The 15,807-nt window shown below is 72.2% G+C and carries 20 protein-coding genes and 1 pseudogene; 16 read left to right on the forward strand and 5 right to left on the reverse strand.

Going from position 1 to position 15,807, the window contains the following annotated elements:
• Window positions 1-10: 10 nt before the first annotated feature.
• The gene (locus ACQE3L_RS13145; RefSeq protein ID WP_426964329.1) at window positions 11-1,009 is read right to left on the reverse strand and encodes a TIGR04024 family LLM class F420-dependent oxidoreductase; all 999 of its coding nucleotides are present in this window, start codon (window positions 1,007-1,009) and stop codon (window positions 11-13) included.
• 116 nt (window positions 1,010-1,125) lie between these two features.
• Here ACQE3L_RS13145 and ACQE3L_RS13150 point away from each other — a divergent pair, with 116 nt between their 5' ends.
• Together ACQE3L_RS13150 and ACQE3L_RS13155 are read left to right on the forward strand one after the other, a co-directional pair.
• Window positions 1,126-1,332 (forward strand): hypothetical protein, encoded by a 207-nt coding sequence (locus tag ACQE3L_RS13150; protein ID WP_426964330.1) that lies wholly within the window; start codon window positions 1,126-1,128, stop codon window positions 1,330-1,332.
• 115 nt (window positions 1,333-1,447) lie between these two features.
• Complete coding sequence (locus ACQE3L_RS13155) at window positions 1,448-2,908, forward strand: cryptochrome/photolyase family protein (protein WP_426964331.1); 1,461 nt, start codon at window positions 1,448-1,450, stop codon at window positions 2,906-2,908.
• Between the two features lie 12 nt (window positions 2,909-2,920).
• On the opposite strand, the gene ACQE3L_RS13160 is transcribed toward ACQE3L_RS13155, so the two are convergent.
• Entirely contained in the window at window positions 2,921-3,253 is a 333-nt protein-coding gene (locus tag ACQE3L_RS13160) for a 4Fe-4S dicluster domain-containing protein (RefSeq protein WP_058367018.1), read from the reverse strand.
• 424 nt (window positions 3,254-3,677) lie between these two features.
• Window positions 3,678-4,739: an AIR synthase family protein gene (locus tag ACQE3L_RS13165; RefSeq protein ID WP_426964332.1), complete on the reverse strand. Its 1,062-nt coding sequence runs from the start codon at window positions 4,737-4,739 to the stop codon at window positions 3,678-3,680.
• 169 nt (window positions 4,740-4,908) lie between these two features.
• Between ACQE3L_RS13165 and ACQE3L_RS13170 the strand changes: the two genes are divergently transcribed.
• From ACQE3L_RS13170 to ACQE3L_RS13235, 14 genes and pseudogenes are all read left to right on the forward strand, one after another.
• Window positions 4,909-5,976, forward strand: a complete 1,068-nt coding sequence (locus tag ACQE3L_RS13170) for an mRNA surveillance protein pelota (RefSeq protein WP_426964333.1) — start codon at window positions 4,909-4,911, stop codon at window positions 5,974-5,976.
• Complete coding sequence (locus ACQE3L_RS13175; RefSeq protein ID WP_426964334.1) at window positions 5,973-6,443, forward strand: DUF8215 family protein; 471 nt, start codon at window positions 5,973-5,975, stop codon at window positions 6,441-6,443. The genes ACQE3L_RS13170 and ACQE3L_RS13175 overlap by 4 nt, the downstream gene beginning before the upstream one ends.
• A gap of 120 nt (window positions 6,444-6,563) precedes the next feature.
• The gene (locus ACQE3L_RS13180) at window positions 6,564-7,202 is read left to right on the forward strand and encodes a DJ-1/PfpI family protein (RefSeq protein WP_426964335.1); all 639 of its coding nucleotides are present in this window, start codon (window positions 6,564-6,566) and stop codon (window positions 7,200-7,202) included.
• 76 nt (window positions 7,203-7,278) lie between these two features.
• Window positions 7,279-7,575, forward strand: a complete 297-nt coding sequence (locus ACQE3L_RS13185) for a hypothetical protein (protein ID WP_426964336.1) — start codon at window positions 7,279-7,281, stop codon at window positions 7,573-7,575.
• A gap of 74 nt (window positions 7,576-7,649) precedes the next feature.
• A complete protein-coding gene (locus ACQE3L_RS13190; RefSeq protein ID WP_426964337.1) occupies window positions 7,650-7,862 on the forward strand; it encodes a hypothetical protein in 213 nt (70 codons plus the stop codon).
• 124 nt (window positions 7,863-7,986) lie between these two features.
• Window positions 7,987-9,267 carry a histidinol dehydrogenase gene (gene hisD, locus ACQE3L_RS13195; protein WP_426964338.1) on the forward strand — a complete coding sequence of 427 codons (1,281 nt, stop codon included), beginning with the start codon at window positions 7,987-7,989 and terminating at the stop codon, window positions 9,265-9,267.
• Between the two features lie 107 nt (window positions 9,268-9,374).
• A complete protein-coding gene (locus tag ACQE3L_RS13200) occupies window positions 9,375-9,749 on the forward strand; it encodes a HesB/IscA family protein (RefSeq protein WP_426964339.1) in 375 nt (124 codons plus the stop codon).
• A gap of 123 nt (window positions 9,750-9,872) precedes the next feature.
• Complete coding sequence (locus ACQE3L_RS13205) at window positions 9,873-10,118, forward strand: DUF5816 domain-containing protein (protein ID WP_426964340.1); 246 nt, start codon at window positions 9,873-9,875, stop codon at window positions 10,116-10,118.
• Window positions 10,119-10,201: 83 nt separating this feature from the next.
• Window positions 10,202-10,540, forward strand: a complete 339-nt coding sequence (locus ACQE3L_RS13210) for a DUF7116 family protein (RefSeq protein ID WP_426964341.1) — start codon at window positions 10,202-10,204, stop codon at window positions 10,538-10,540.
• A 130-nt stretch (window positions 10,541-10,670) separates the two neighbouring features.
• Window positions 10,671-11,204 (forward strand): annotated as a pseudogene (locus ACQE3L_RS13215) (mechanosensitive ion channel domain-containing protein); the annotation flags it as partial.
• A gap of 245 nt (window positions 11,205-11,449) precedes the next feature.
• Window positions 11,450-11,650 carry a dodecin gene (locus ACQE3L_RS13220; protein WP_426964342.1) on the forward strand — a complete coding sequence of 67 codons (201 nt, stop codon included), beginning with the start codon at window positions 11,450-11,452 and terminating at the stop codon, window positions 11,648-11,650.
• Window positions 11,651-11,733: 83 nt separating this feature from the next.
• Window positions 11,734-12,948 carry an alanyl-tRNA editing protein gene (locus ACQE3L_RS13225; protein ID WP_426964343.1) on the forward strand — a complete coding sequence of 405 codons (1,215 nt, stop codon included), beginning with the start codon at window positions 11,734-11,736 and terminating at the stop codon, window positions 12,946-12,948.
• Window positions 12,949-13,053: 105 nt separating this feature from the next.
• The gene (locus ACQE3L_RS13230; RefSeq protein WP_426964344.1) at window positions 13,054-14,208 is read left to right on the forward strand and encodes an acyl-CoA dehydrogenase family protein; all 1,155 of its coding nucleotides are present in this window, start codon (window positions 13,054-13,056) and stop codon (window positions 14,206-14,208) included.
• Complete coding sequence (locus ACQE3L_RS13235) at window positions 14,205-14,807, forward strand: HAD family hydrolase (protein WP_426964345.1); 603 nt, start codon at window positions 14,205-14,207, stop codon at window positions 14,805-14,807. The genes ACQE3L_RS13230 and ACQE3L_RS13235 overlap by 4 nt, the downstream gene beginning before the upstream one ends.
• A gap of 332 nt (window positions 14,808-15,139) precedes the next feature.
• Here the strand turns inward: ACQE3L_RS13235 and ACQE3L_RS13240 are convergent, their stop codons facing one another.
• Both ACQE3L_RS13240 and ACQE3L_RS13245 read right to left on the reverse strand, forming a co-directional pair.
• On the reverse strand, window positions 15,140-15,388 hold the full coding sequence (locus ACQE3L_RS13240) for a DUF6199 family natural product biosynthesis protein (protein ID WP_426964346.1): 249 nt from the start codon (window positions 15,386-15,388) through the stop codon (window positions 15,140-15,142).
• 80 nt (window positions 15,389-15,468) lie between these two features.
• Window positions 15,469-15,753, reverse strand: coding sequence for a ubiquitin-like small modifier protein 1 (locus tag ACQE3L_RS13245; protein WP_426964347.1), 285 nt, complete (start codon window positions 15,751-15,753; stop codon window positions 15,469-15,471).
• Between the last annotated feature and the right edge of the window lie 54 nt (window positions 15,754-15,807).

Here is a 15,807-nt window from a genome sequence, read left to right on the forward strand (position 1 = left end):
CGCCGACCGCTCAGACGGGCGCCAGCGCGTCGATGGTCTCGTGGATCTCGTCCACCTCGGCGCCGCGCGGGAACGACACCGCGGCGGCGTCGAGCCCCTCGACGGCCGCGAAGCGGTCGAGGGCGACCTCGGCCTCCGCGGGCGTTCCACAGACCGCCAGCCGGTCGAGCAGGTCGTCGTCGAACGCGGCGAGCGCGGCCTCGCGGTCGCCCGCCTGCCACGCGTCGTGGACGGCGTTCGCGCGCTCCTCGAACCCCTGTCTGGCGAGCGCGTCGCGGTAGTAGGTGCCCATCCCGCCGACGTAGAAGGCGAGATGTCGACGGGCCAACTCGCGGGCGCGGTCGCCGTCCTCCAGCACGCAACAGGTGAGCGAGAGGACGGTCCGGAGGTCGTCGGGGTCGCGGTCGCCCAACTCGGCGCCGCGCGCGAGGTCGTCGAGTCGGTCGCGGAGGCCGTCGGGCGTGAACAGCAGGGCGTGCCAGCCGTCGCCGAAGCGACCGGCGAGTTCGACCGCCTTCGGGCCCATGCCCGCGACTTCGACCGGCGGGGCGGGGTCGGGCGGCGCACAGCGCAGTCGGAACCCCTGCAGGTCGACGTACTCGCCCTCGTAGGTCACCTCCTCCCCGGAGAGGACCTGCCGGATCACGTCGACGTACTCGCGGGTACGGCGGAGCGGGTTGCCGAAGTCGACGCCGTGCCAGTTCTCGATCACCGCGGGGCCGCTCGGGCCGACCCCGAGCCGGAACCGGCCGTCTGCGGCTTCCTGAAGCGTGGCGGCGGTCGCCCCGACGAGCGCGGGCGAGCGGGAGTAGACGTTGAGGATGCTGGTGCCGAGGTCGATGGTCTCGGTCCGCTCGGCCGCGAGCGCGAGGGTCGTGACGGCGTCGCGGCCCCACGTCTCGGGGAGGTAGGCGGCGTCGTAGCCGGCGGCCTCGCCGCGTTCGAACAGCCCCAGCACGTCGTCGAGGCGCGGGAGCGAGGCGACCGGGAGATGCAGCGCGCGGTCCATACCCCCCGAACCCGCCGGCGGCTCATAAGCGTGGGTGGCGGATCGGGGCGCAGCGCGGGGCCGCAGCACTGGACGCGGGGAGAACCCTTTTGCGTGAGACGGACGCGGTTCCGGACGTGCGCGGTCCCCTGGGAGCGCTCCGGAACACGCCGATCCTCGGCACCTACCTGCGGGCGTACGTCGCGTTCCTCCTCGCGAGCCTGCTGGCGGTGACGAGCGGCGCCGTCCTCCTCCGAGTCGGCCGCGCGATGGGGGTGGCGGCGCTGTCGGCGGCGCTGGTGGCCGGATTCGCGGCGTGCTGGGCCGTGTTCGCCTTCCGGTAGCCCTTCCGACCGTGGCGGTCGGCGGTCCCGCGCTCCGGTCGTCGGGGCGTCGCGCGGTCGTCCCGTCGGCGTCGCTCTCCCGTACTTTCAGGTAGTGCACGCCCCATGGGGATCCATGGAGCTGTTCTGGCATCGACGGGACCTACGCGTCGCGGACAACGTCGGCCTCGCGGCCGCGGCCGACCGCGACGCGGTCGCGTCCGTCTTCGTGTTCGACGACGCGGTGCTCGAGCACGCCGGCGCGCCCCGCGTCGGGTTCCTGCTCGACGCGCTCGACGCGCTCCGGGCGGCGTACCGCGACCGCGGGAGCGACCTGCTCCTCGCGCGCGGCGACCCGACCGCGGTCGTGCCCGCGCTGGCCGACGAACTCGACGCCGACCGCGTCGTCTGGAACCGCGACTACTCCGGGCTCGCGCGGCGTCGCGACGCCGCGGTCCGGCAGGCGCTCGACGAGGCCGACGTGCCGCGCGAGGCCCACCACGACGCCGTCCTGCACACGCCGGATTCGATCCGGACGAACGCCGGCGACCCCTACTCCGTCTACACCTACTACTGGAAGAAGTGGGACGACCGCGAGGCGGACGACCCCGCGCCGACCCCCGACGGGGACGACCTCGCCTCCACGGACGAGTTCGAGGGCGCACGCGGCGAACTGGACGCGCTCCTCGCGGATCTCCCCGAGCCCGCGGACCTGGGCTTTTCGGAACCCGACGCCGACCTCCCCGAGGCGGGGACAGCTGCCGCGCGCGAACGCCTCGACGGGTTCCTCTCCGAGGACGTGTTCCGCTACGCGGAGGCGCGCGACTACCCCGGCGAGTCGGCCACCTCGCGGCTCTCGCAGGACCTCAAGTACGGGACGATCGGCGTCCGCGAGGCGTACGCGGCGACGGAAGAAGCGCTGGACGCGGCCGCGGACCGCCCCGAGGCGGACGCCGCGGAGAGCGTCACGGAGTTCCAGGGCCAACTCGCGTGGCGCGAGTTCTACACGCAGGTGCTGTACCACAACCCCGAGGTGGTGACGGAGAACTACAAGTCGTACGAGGAGCCCATCGCGTGGCGCGAGGACGCGGAGGCGCTCGTGGCCTGGAAGGAGGGGCGGACGGGCTACCCCATCGTGGACGCGGGGATGCGCCAGCTCAGCGCGGAGGCGTACATGCACAACCGCGTGCGGATGATCGTCGCCGCGTTCCTCACGAAGGACCTCCTGATCGACTGGCGGGAGGGGTACGCCCACTTCCGCGAGCACCTCGTGGACCACGACACCGCCAACGACAACGGCGGCTGGCAGTGGGCGGCCTCCACGGGGACCGACGCGCAGCCGTACTTCCGGATCTTCAACCCGATGACGCAGGGGGAACGCTACGACCCCGACGCCGCGTACATCACCGAGTACGTTCCGGAACTCCGGGGCGTCGACCCCGAGACGATCCACTCGTGGCACGAGCGCTCGCAGGCGGAACGCGACCGCGCCGCGCCCGACTATCCGGCGCCGATCGTGGACCACTCCGAGCGCCGCGAGGAAGCGCTGGCGATGTTCAAACGCGCTCGCGGCGAGGACCCCGACTCGTCGGGGTGAAAGAAGGGACGCTCAGTCGATCCGGTTCTCGCGGCCGGGGTCCACGTCGATGGCGTCGACCGGACAGACGTCGACACAGAGCATGCAGTCGATACACTGGTCCTCGTCTATCGGGTTCGCCTTGCGCTCGGACTCCGGATGTCCCGGCGTCTCCACCCACTCGAACACGTCGACCGGGCAGTCCTCCAGACACGCGCCGTCCGCCAGACAGATGTCGAAGTCGACCGCGACGTGCGTCCCGCGGATCCCCTGCTTCTCGGGCGGGTCGACGGGACCCCAGACGGCGACGCCGTCCTCCTCCCCGACGCGCTCGCGGTTGGTCTCGAAATTCGGATCGATGGCCATTACCGGGACGTTCCCGCGCGGACGGTTAAATGTAGTCGACCGCGGATCGGTGCGATGACCCACAGCGATACTGCGTGTTACAGACCGACCCAGAACTCCCACATTTCTGAAACTCGCGGCGGTGCTGTGCTGTGCGGTCGCGGAGCGGTGCGGTTGCGGTGCTGTGCGGTCGGCGCGCGCCGCGGCGACCGCGGAGCGTGTCGCCGCGACCGCGCGAGGGAGGCGGCGGTGGCGCGGCCGCATTGTGGTGCGGTTTCGCGGCCGCGCCACCGCCGAGGCTGGGGAGGTGCGAGGCCTGCGGTGCGGTCGAGCCGGCTGGGGCTTTCTAGACGTCGGTGTCGAGAGCAGCAGGCTCAACAGCAGTTACAGAAGCACAATCTGACAGAAAAGCAGAACAACTACCGTACTCCACTAAGTATCGGTCTCAATCGGTCGTTTCACGCGTGCTGAGGTCCGCGTAAATGGGCCACGAGGCGTCGCCGGTCGGCGCTTCGGTCTCGGTTCCATCGAGCGTGACCCCCTCGCCCTCTTGCACCTCGCCGACGACCGCGGCCGGGGTGCCGCGGTCGCGGAGGGCTTCGACGACCGCGTCCGCGGCTTCCGGCGCGACGGACGCCAGCAGGGTCCCCGCGGTCGTCGCGCGCCAGGGGTCCATCCCGAGCGCGTCACAGACCGCGCTCACGCCCGGTTGCCACGGGACGGCATCCGTCTCGACCGCGAACCGGACGCCCGCGGCGCCCGCCATCTCGTGGAACGCGCCGAGGAGCCCGCCCTCTGTGGCGTCGTGCATGGCGTGGACACCGGCGGTTCCGTCGCCGACCGCCTCCCGCGCCGTCTCCGCGACCGCGAGCGCGTCCCCGACGAGGCGCACGTCGTCCAGTCGCTCTTGCGCCGTCGCGACCGTCTCCGCGGGGAGGTCGATCGCCTCGGGGAACAGCGACGCGAACAGGCCGACCGACTCCACGGCCGGCCCCTTCGTCACGACGATTCGGTCCCCGACGCGGGCGCCGTCCGGGCGCACGACCCGGTCGGGGTCGCCCACGCCGATGGCGGTCGCGGCGCCGACCCACGGGAGCGTCGCGCCCGGGTAGCGCGCGGTGTGACCGGTCGTCACCGCGATACCGAGCCGCTCACACTCCTCGTGGACCGCCTCCCACACCGCACCGAACTCGTCGTCGGTCATCGACTCCGGGAGCGAGAAGGCGATCGAGAAGTGCGAGGGCGCGACCCCCGACACCGCCACGTCGGAGAGGACGACGTGGAGCGCGAACCGGCCCGCCCGAGCAAGGCCCAGATCGGGGAGGACCGAGATCGGGTCGGTCGCGAGGACGGTGGCGTGGGGGCTCCCGGCCGGCCGGATGACGCCGAAGTCGCAGCCGTGGGCCGGGCCGAGCGCCACGTCCGCGCGCTCCGCGCCGAGGTTCGGCGCGATCCGCTCCTCGAAGAACGCCCGCGAGACCTTGCCGCCGTCGGACTGGTCGCTCATGCGGGAAAGGCGCGGCGCGGGCGGCAAAGCGGTTGCGGGACGGCGCTCGCAGGTGCGGGAGGGGGCGGCTCCGGGCGGCCGCGGTCGACCGCGGAACGACCGCGGGACGACCGCCGGACGACCGACCGCGAAGGACAAGGGTTGATAGGCGACCGCCCGAACGCCGGGTATGCGCATCGCGAACCGGGGGTACGGCGAGGAGGGCCGGGAACGGCTCACGCTGGTCCCCGAGAACGTCGACGACCTCTGGCACCTCGCGCACGTGCTGGAGCCGGGCGACCTCGTGGAGGGCGACACGACGCGCCGGATCCAGCGCAACGACGACCAGATGCGGGACACCGGCGGCCAGCGCGAGCACATCCACGTCACGCTGGAGGTCGCGGACGTGGAGTTCGCGCGGTTCGCCAACCGCCTCCGCGTCGGCGGCGTCATCGTCGGCTGCTCGCGCGAGGACCAACTCGGCCAGCACCACACCCTCAACGTGGAGGAACACGACGAGCTCGTCGTCGAGAAGCACTTCAAGCCGGACCAGACCGAGCGCATCGAGGAGGCCACCGAGGCCGCCGAGAACCCCGACGTGGCCATCGCCACCGTCGAGGAGGGCGCCGCCTCGATCCACACGGTCCAGCAGTACGGCACCGAGGAGTACGCCTCCTTCACCAAGCCCACCGGCAAGGGCGAGTACTCCCGCCCGCGAGAGGAGCTGTTCGAGGAGCTAGGCGACGCGCTCGCGCACCTCGACCCCGACGCGATCATCCTCGCCGGGCCGGGGTTCACGAAGCAGGACGCGCGCGACTACGTCGAGGAGGAGTTCCGCGACCTCGCCGAGCGGATCACCACCGTCGACACCTCGGCCGTGGGCGACCGCGGCGTCCACGAGGTGCTCAAACGCGGCGCCGTCGACGAGGTGCAGAAGGAGACCCGCATCTCGAAGGAGGCGGAGCTGATCGACCAGCTGACCGAGAACATCGCCCAGGGCGCGAAGGCGACATACGGTCCGGAGGACGTGGCCGAGGCCGCCGAGTTCGGCGCGGTCGAGACCCTGCTCGTCGTCGACGAGCGCCTCCGCACAGAGCGACAGGGCGAGGGCGACTGGGCGATCGACGTGAACGAGGTGATCCAGTCGGTCGAGCGACAGGGCGGCGACGTGGTCGTCTTCTCCTCGGAGTTCGCGCCCGGCGAACAGCTCTCGAACCTCGGCGGCATCGCCGCAATCTTGCGGTACAGGCTCCAATGATGTCGGGCGACGGAACCGGATCCCTCTACGTCGACGACAAGGAGGGGGTGACCGCGTGGGTCGAGCGGTTCTTCTTCGCGGGCGTGGAGCTGTCGGTCCTCTCGACGCCCGCGTTCGTGGTCGCGTACCTCGCACAGGCGCTGTATCCCGACACCGTTCCCATCGCGGGGCTCGCCGCGATCGGCGCGGGCTCGATCTCGCTGGCGGTCTACCGAGCCCGCACCGTGGACGTGGGCGGGTGGCCCCGGCGGGGCGAGTTCTCGACGCTGCCGCTCCGCGTCGCGCACTTCTCGCTCGTCTTCCTGATCGCCTGCGTCGCGGTCGGCGCGGCCGCGGGCGAGGCGGGGAACTGGGGAATGGCGTTCCTCAGCGGCGGCGCCGCGGAGGTGCTCGGACTCGGGCTGTTCCCGCGCGTCTACCGAGCCGTCCACGGCGACCCCTTCCGGAAGCCGGCCGAGCGGGCCTGAGAGGGACGGCCGGGATCCGTCCACTCGCCCGGCCTCCGTCCCCTCCCCGCAGCCGACCGACCGCGTCCGCACGTCGCCGCGACGGCAACGCTCAACCCCCGTCGGCCCCTTCTCCCGGCCATGCGCGTGCAGGTGCTGTTGTACGACGGGTTCGACGAGCTGGACGGGATCGGTCCCTACGAGGTGTTCGACTACGCCGGCGAGTACACCGACGGCGCGGTCGAGGTCTCCTACGTCACCCTCGAGGAGCGCGAGACCGTCACGGCGAGCCACGGAACCGAGGTGGGCGTGGACGGGACGCTCGTGGACCCCGAGGCGGTCGCCGCGGGGTCGGACGAGGCGAGCGCCGACGCACCCGACCTGCTGGTCGTCCCCGGCGGCGGCTGGACCGCCCGCGACGAGGCGGCGAGCGCGTGGGCGGAGGCGCAGAAGGGCGACATCCCGGCGGCGCTCGCGGCGCTCCACGAGGCCGGGGTCCGAATCGCCTCGGTCTGTACCGGCTCGATGCTGCTGGCGGAGGGCGGCGTCACGGACGGTCGGCGCGCGGTCACGCACGCGTCCGCGGTCGAGGAACTCCGCGAGTCCGGCGCCGAGGTCGTGGACGCTCGGGTCGTCGACGACGGCGACCTGCTGACGGCCGGCGGGGTCACCTCCGGGCTGGACCTGGCGCTGTACGTCGTCGAGACCGCCTTCGACGCGGAGCTGGCCGACCGGATCGCGACCGTCATCGAGTACGAGCGGCGGTACGAGGTCGCCTGAGAGGCTCTCCGGGGGCGCCGGAGCCCGAGACCGCGCGGCGTCAAACTATTTCCCCCTCGCGCGTGGGGTTCGGGGTATGACGGACGGCCATCCCTTCGCGGAGGGAACGGTGCTCCGCGTGCTCGACACCGGGACGACGGCGCCGGAGCCGGACGCCAACCCGCTCCACGCCGTCGACCGGATCGAGGTGTCGGACCCGGACGCCGCGCCGAGTCCCTACGTCTTCGCGGTGCGCTACCCGGACCCCGAGACGGGCGAGGAGCGCACGGAGCGGTTGACGTTCCTACGGGAGAGCGAGGGCGGGTTCGAGTGCGACGTGAAGACGCACAACGCGCAGTACGGCCACAGCCTCACGCTCGAACCGTACTTTTGAGTCACGCCGCGGTCGAGCCGACGCCCCGCTGCGAACCGAAACGCCCACGACCGCGCCCCGCGACGGCTCGCCCGATGGACAGGGACCGCTTCGTCCGGCTGGCCGCGCTCGCGTTCGGACTGGTGCTGCTGTCGTTCCTGATCCGGGGGACGACGCGGTTGGTCGTCGGCTACGAGACGGCCGTCCTGCTGTCGGCGCCGGTCCTGTTCGCGGCGGCCGCGCTCCTCGTGGCGCTCGTCGTCCGCGGACTTCTGGATCTGACCGGCGTGCGGCCGCTGGAGGAGTGACGCGGGCTGTCCGTCCCGCTCGCCAGTCCGTCCCGCTCGCCAGTCCGTCCCGCTCGCCGGTCCCTCCCGCCCGCCGGCCCCGTACTCCGGAACCCCTTTTGAGGTCGCCGTCGGAGTGTGGCACATGAACGTACGCGAGGTCGCGGACCTCTCGCCGGACGAGCGCCGCGCGTTCTTCGAGCGGGACGCGGGCGTGGAGTCGGCCCGGAGCGACGTCCGCGAGATCATCGACCGAGTGCGGACGGAGGGCGACGTTGCCGTCCGGGAGTTCTCCAGCGAGTTCGACGGCGTCGAGCTCGGTAACATCGATATCACCGACGACGCGGAGCGCGCGCACGAGGAGCTCGCGGACGCGGACGACCCGCGGCTCGACGCGATCCGCGAGGCGGCCGCGAACGTCCGCGAGTTCCACGAGGAGTTGCTCCCCGAGGACTGGACCGAGGAGTTCGGCGCGGGCCGCGAACTCGGTCGGCGGTTCAGGCCCATCGACCGCGCGGGCGTGTACGTCCCCGGGGGCGCAGCGGCGTACCCCTCCAGCGCGCTGATGGGCGTCATCCCCGCGACGGTCGCCGGCGTCGACCACGTCGCGGTCGCGACCCCGCCGGCGGAGGAGATCAACCCCGTCACGCTGGCGGCGATCCACGAGGCCGGCGCGGACGCGGTGTACGCGGTCGGCGGCGCGCAGGCCATCGCCGCGCTCGCGTACGGGACCGAGACCGTCACGAGCGTCTCGAAGGTCGTCGGCCCCGGCAACAGGTGGGTCACGGCCGCGAAGGCGGAGGTGCGCGGCGACGTCGAGATCGACTTCCTCGCCGGGCCGAGCGAGGTGCTGGTGCTGGCCGACGGGACGGCCGATCCCGAGTTGGTCGCGTCGGACCTGCTCGCGCAGGCCGAACACGACCCGAACGCCTCCGTCGTCGCGGTGACCGACGACCCCGACCTCGCGGACGCGGTCGCGGACGCGGTCGACGCGGGCGCGGCGGAGCGCGAGCGCGAGGGGACGATCCGCGAGGCGCTCGGCAACGACGCCTCGGGCGTCCTGCTGGCGCGCTCGATGCCGGAGGCGGTGCTGTTCGCCGAGGAGTACGCCGCCGAGCACCTCTCGATACAGGCCGAGGCGGACGAGGAACTGCTCGACCGGATCACGAACGCCGGATCGGTGTTTCTCGGCCCCTATTCGCCCGTCGCGGCCGGCGACTACGCGGCCGGGCCGAACCACGTCCTGCCCACGAACGGCGGCGCGAAGCGGTACGGCGGGCTCTCGACGGAGACGTTCCTGCGCTCCTCGACGGTCCAGCGACTGGACCGCGAGGGGCTCGACGACATCGCCGACACGGTGACGACGCTCGCGGAGGCGGAGGGGCTGGAGGCCCACGCCGAGAGCGTCCGAAAGCGGTTCGAGTAGCGGTCTCCGTCGGCAGCGGCGCGACCGTCGCCCCCGGCCACCGGCGGAACCGGCGTTCCGGTCGGACCGTCGTCAGGGTTATGACGCTCCGGCGGATACCTTTCGCCATGAGCACGGAGACCGCGGACGGCAACGGCGAAGGGGGCGCGTCCGGCGTCGAGGTGACGCCCGCGGCCGCCGAGGAGGCGCTCTCGCTCATGGAGAGCGAGGGGATGGACATCGACGAGGGTGGCCTCCGGCTGTTCGTCCAGCAGGGCGGCTGCGCGGGGCTCTCGTACGGCATGCGCTTCGACCACGAGCCCGAGGAGGACGACATGGTCGTGGAGGCGCACGGGCTACGCGTCTTCGTCGACCCGGCGAGTCGAAACTACATCGGCGGGAGCACGCTCGATTACGAGGCCGGGTTGCAGGCCGAGGGGTTCCACGTCGAGAACCCGAACGTCGTCTCCGAGTGCGGTTGCGGCGAGTCGTTCCGGACGTAGTCGCTGACGCTCGCCCGCCGGCCGCGCCGATTCCTGTTCTCCGTTCCGGCGATTTTCGTTCCCCGGCCCGCCGTTTCCGCCGCGCCCGTCACGCCTTTGCCCTCCGCCCGCGGAGGGTACCGTATGGAACGCGACGCGATGGAGACGGCGGACGGCGAGGTGGTCCACGTGGAGCGCGCGGCGAGCGACCGCGGCTCCGAGGGACCGTTCCACACGGTGTACGTCACCGCCGAAGGCGACGACCGATGGGGGTTCTACTGCGGGAACTGCGGCAGCCTCGACACGGCGATGGACACGATGGGCCGGATCGAGTGCAACGAGTGCGGCAACATCCGCAAGCCCGAGGAGTGGGACGCCGCCCACGAGTGACTCGCGGGGCGGTCCGGTCGGTCGGCGCGGGGTTCCCACACCGTGGTAAAGCTTAACACAGGTGCCGACGTATGTGGCGGTAGATGGCCCCTGGTACCATGCCACCGACGACCGAGGCCAGAGACGTTTTTCGCGAACTAGGGTACTCCGTCTCCGAGGACGGGGCGGACTTCGTCGCCGAGCGCAAGTGGCGACGCGTGCTCGTGACGCCGCTCGGCGCCGACGACGCCACCGATCCGGAACCGTATCTGGCGGACGGTGGAAGCCCGCCGCAGCTCCGCTGTTTCGTCACGTGGGACGAGTCGGCCGCGGACCTCCGCGAGCACCTGCTCGACCTCAAGCCGCCGTTCGACTGGGCGGTCATCGGCGTCGAGGGCGGGGGCGAGTTCTCCGTGATGCAGGGCGCCCCGGGCAGTCCCTGACGCGACGCGAGCGACCCGAGGGCCCCGAGCGGCCCGAGCGTCTTGTGCGCACCGAGCCGACATCCCGCCGCTCCGGCCCGACGCCCGGACCGGCCGCGGTTTTTTGTGACCGCCGAGCGACGGCGCTCCCATGAACGCCGTCCTCGACGCCGCCGTCCGCGTTCTCTCGGAGTTCCTCGGAAACATCGAGGCCGCACTGCCGCGGGTCGCCTCGGGACTCCTGTTCCTCGCGGTCGCCGCCGTGCTCGTGAAGGTCCTGATGACCCTCGTCGACCGCGTGCTCGTCCGCGCGCTCCCCGGCGACTCGCCGGTCTACCGACAGTTCGTCTCCACCATCGTCGCGGGCTTCCTGTGGTACGGCGTCCTGCTGTCGTTCCTCTCCGTGGTCGGGCTCGGCGGGATCGCCGCGGCGCTTGGCACCGCGACCGGCTTCGTGGCGCTGGGCGTCTCCTACGCGCTCTCGGGGATGATCGCCGACGCGGTCTCCGGCGTCTACCTCCTCCGCGACCCCGACTTCAACCCCGGCGACCGGGTCGTCGTGGGCGACACGACCGGCGAGGTGCACGCCATCGAGCTGCGGAAGACGCGCTTCGACGTGGACGGCGACCGCCGCGTGCTCGGTAACGCCGAGATCGAGCGCCGCTGGACGAAGCTTGACGGCGCCGACGCGGCGGGGACGGAAGAAGCCGCAGAGACGGAAGAAGCCGCGGATGCAGAAAACGAGGCGGCAGACACGGAGGAATCTGCGAACGGAGAGGCGACGGACGAAACCGAGGACCCGGCGGACGATGCGACCGACGAGTCGAGCGACGGCTGACTTCTCTCTCCCGTCCTGTGTCGGTCCGGTCCGCTTCAGACGCGCGCTCGGCGCGTGGCTTTATGAAGGAGTGCGCCGGAGTAGCACACGTCATGGTCTACAAGAAGATCACCCTGATCGGGACGAGCACCGAGAGCTTCGACGACGCGGCCGACGACGCGGTCGACCGCGCCGAGGACACGCTCGACAACGTCTACTGGGCCGAGGTACAGGAGTTCGGCGTCGAGGTGAAGAACGCGCCCGAGCGGGAGTATCAGGCCGAGGTCGAGGTCGCGTTCGAACTGGAGGACTGAGGGCCGCTTCCTCGGCTCTCACCGTCGCCCGCGCCGCCTGCCGCAGCCACACGCTTTTTCGCCGCCCGTGCTGGATAGCGGGTATGCCCGTCTCACGCGCCCCCGAGGAGCCCGAGGTCCGCGAGTTCGAGACGACCGTCGAGCGCGCCGGCGACCGCGCGGTCGTGCTCGCCGAGACGTACTTCTACGCCGAGTCCGGCGGCCAGCCCGCCGACCGCGGCACGATCGACGGCGTCGAGGTGACGGACGTGCAGGAGGTCGACGGCGAGGTCGTCCACCACCTCGCGGCGGACCACGACCTCGCGACCGGCGACGCGGTCGCGTGCGTCGTCGACGACGCCTTCCGAACCTACTGTATGCGCGCTCATACCGCCTCACACGTGCTCTACGGCGCCGCGCGGCGGCTGTTCGACGACCTCGGCTACGCCGGCTTCGACATCGGCACCGAGAAGGTCCGCGTCGACCTCACGACCCGCGACCCCATCGACGACGCGGCGCTCGTCGAACTGGAGCGGCTGGCGAACCGCGCGGTCTGGGACTCGCTGCCGGTGACGTGGGAGGCGATGCCGGCCGCCGAGGCCCGCGCGCTCGACGATATCGCGTTCAACGACCGCACCGAGGAGGGGGCGATGAGCGAGGCGGCCGCCGACGCCGTCCGCGTCGTCACCGTCGAGGGGTGGGACACCGCAGCCTGCGGCGGGACGCACGTCAGGAACACGGCGGAGATCGGCGAGATAACCGTCCTCGACCGCTCGAACCCCGGCGAGGACGCGACGCGGATCGAGTTCGCGGTCGGCCCGGTCGCGGTCGACGAGGCCGCGGAGGTCCACGCCGCGGCCCGCGAGGCGAGCCGGACGCTCGACGCGAGCGTCGCGGAGCTTCCGGCGGCCGCGGAGCGACTGCGCGAGGAGCGCGACGACCTCGCCGCGGAGGTCCGCGAGCTACGTTCCGAACTCCTCGGCGCGCGCCTCCGCGACCTCCCGACCGTCGAGCGGGAGGGGGCGGCGTGGGCGGTCGGGACTGTCGCGAACGGCGGGCCGAACGACGTGCGCGAGCCGCTCTCGGAGCTGGTGGCGGCCGAGGACGGGCCCGCCGTCGCGGCCGTCGCCGGGGAGGACGGGAGCACCTTCCTCGCGGTCGCCACCGCCGACCCCGACGCGGCGGACGCCGGCGAGGTCGTCGCGGCGGTGACCGACGAATTCGGCGGCGGTGGCGGGGGCGGCCCCACGTTCGCGCAGGGCGGCGGACTCGACGCGGACCCCGAGACCGTCGCGGCGTTCCTCCGGGACGGGGCGTAGTCGACCGCGGCCGGCTCCGGGGGCGGGGGCCGCGGGAGCCGCGACGGCGCCGCCCCGGCCCCGCGGATCGTTCACCTTTTTCGGTGCGGTATCGTAGCGACGCCCATGACAGGCGCACGGACGGGCTCCGCGCTCACCGCGGAGCAGCAGGCGATCAAGGACCTCGTCCGGGAGTTCGCGGTCGAGGAGGTCCGCCCGGAGATGGCCGCGGCGGACGAGACGGAGACGTTCCCCGAGGAGGTGTGGGACGGGCTCGCGGAGCTGGACCTGACCGGGCTGACGGTCCCCGAGGAGTACGGCGGCTTCGGCGCCGACAGCACCACCTACGCGGTCGTCAACGAGGAGCTCGCGTACGGCGGGCTGGCGGTCGCGACCGCGCTGTCGGTCCACTGTCTGGCGACCTCCTGTATCGCCGCGTTCGGCTCCGAGGCGGTCAAGGAGGAGTGGCTCCCCGAGATGGTTGACGGCCGACCGGTGGGGATGTTCTGTCTCTCCGAGCCGGAGGCGGGCTCGAACCCTGCGGAGATGTCGACGAGCGCGAGCTACGACCCGGAGGCGGACGAGTACGTCCTGAACGGACAGAAACAGTGGATCACGAACGGCGAGCGGGGCGGCGTCGCGGTCGTGTTCGCGAAGGTCGATGGCGCCGACGACGGCGTCACGCAGTTCCTCGTGCCTGCCGACACCGAAGGCTTCGAGGTCGGCAAGAAGGAGCACAAACTCGGCCTCCGCGCCTCGGACACCACCGGCATCACCTTCGACGACTGCCGGATCCCGGCCGAGTACCGGCTGACCGAGGAGGGCCGCGGGCTTTCGGCCGCCTTCCGCACGCTGACGGAGGGCCGGGTCGGCATCGCGGCGCAGGCGGTCGGGCTCGCGCAGTCGGCGCTCGACGAGGCGCAGGCGTACGCGCAGGACCGCGAGCAGTTCGGCGACCCCATCGCCGACATCCAGACGATCAGACACAAGCTCGCCGACATGGCCACCCGGATCGAGGCCTCGCGGCTGCTCGTCCGCGAGGCGAGCCGACAGGCCGACGCCGGCGAGGACAACAGGATCGCGGCCTCGATGGCGAAGTACTTCGCGAGCGAGACGGCGATGGACGTCACCAACGAGGCGGTCCAGATCCACGGCGGCTACGGCTACACGACCGACTTCCCGGTCGAGCGCCTCTACCGCGACGCGAAGATCACCGAGATCTACGAGGGGACGACCGAGATACAGAAGACGATCATCGCGCGGGGGCTGTTAGACTCGTGAGCGACGCCTCGAGCGACGCCGCGAGCGACTCCCCGGCCGCCGCCGACGCGCTCGACCCCGCGTCTCTCGCCGCGCTCCGCGAGGAGTTCGGCACCGTGGTCTACGACCTCGACGGGACGCTCGTGGACCTGGTCGTGGACTGGGGCGCGGTCGCCGACGACGTGATCGCCGTCTACGAGGACGCGGGGGCGGAGCCGCCGGGAGACGGCCTGTGGGAGCTGCTCGGCAGCGCGCCGGAGTACGGGCTCGAAGCCGAGGTCGAGGCGGCCATCGCCGCACACGAGCGCGAGGGCGCCCGCGCTTCGACGCGGCTGCCGCACGCGGACGCGCTCGACCCCGCGACCGCCGGACGCACCGCGGTCTGCTCGCTCAACTGCGAGGATGCCTGCCGGATCGCGCTGGACGCCCACGGACTGACGCCCGGCGTCGCCGCCGTCGTCGGCCGCGATACCGTCTCCACGCACAAGCCGGATCCCGAACCGCTGCTGTCGGCCGTCGAGCGCGTCGGCGGCGACCCCGAGGACGCCGTCTTCGTCGGCGACTCCGAGCGGGACGCGGTGACCGCCGAGCGCGCGGGCATCGCGTTCCGGTGGGTGTAGCCCGACGGCGGAACGGAGCGATGCCGATGCGGTGCTGATGTGGTGCTGATGCGGTACTGGTGCGGTACTGATACGCTGCTGATGCTGGTGCAGCCGGCGCGCGCGAGAAACGCGCGCGAGGGAGGCGGTGGCGCGGCCGCCTGCTGTGCGTCGCGGTTTCGCGGTCGCGCCGCCGCCGAGGCTGGGGAGGTGCGAGGCTGCCGTGCGGTTGGCGGTGGGTGGGGCTTTCCGGGTGGTACTGTCCCGATCGGCCGTACCGCTCTCGGTGCTGGAAGCGCCTTAGCCGAGAAAACGCGCAGCAGCGACGCCGATCCACGGCGTCTCGCCGCCGGTCAGCGTTCGTCGGTCACGCGTTCGTCGTCGGGCTCCCCGGACGCGGTCGCGGAGCGATAGAGGCCGACGAGCGCGAGCGTCGCCAGGGCCGCGCCTTCGATCCGGGCCGCGGTGTACACCCAGTCGCGGGGCTCGGCGTCGGCGCTCTCGCGGTACGCCAACCGCGTGACGCCGCGAACGACGGCCCGCGGCGCCGCCAGTTCGACGAGTCCGAACAGCCCGATCAGCAGTCGGAGGTGGTTGCGCATAGCCGCCCTTCGGCTGGGGCGGCGATAAGCGATGTGGCGGGCCGCGGCGACCGCCCCGTCCGAGCAAAAGTTGCCGGGAGCTACGACCCGCCGTAGACCGATGGGATCATCCGCACCACGTCGCCGTCGGACACCGGGGTGTCCAACCCGTCGAGGTGCCGGACGTTCTTCCCGTCTCGGGTGACGACGACTTCGCCGGCGAGGTCGCCGTCCTCGGCGTCGAGGAGTCGCCCGGAGAGGGACGGATAGCGGGCCTCGACTTCCCGTAACAAGTCGCGGTACGTTTCGGCGTCCGTCTCCAGCGCGACCGACTCGGTACCGGCGTCGTCGCGGAACGGGCCGAACAGGCGGAGTTCGACGTGCACGGAGGAGCGTCGACCGGGACCGGCGTATAGCCGTCGGTCGCGGCCGGACGCGCA

Source organism: Haloparvum alkalitolerans, from assembly GCF_050122995.1.
Lineage (GTDB): Archaea > Halobacteriota > Halobacteria > Halobacteriales > Haloferacaceae > Haloparvum > Haloparvum alkalitolerans.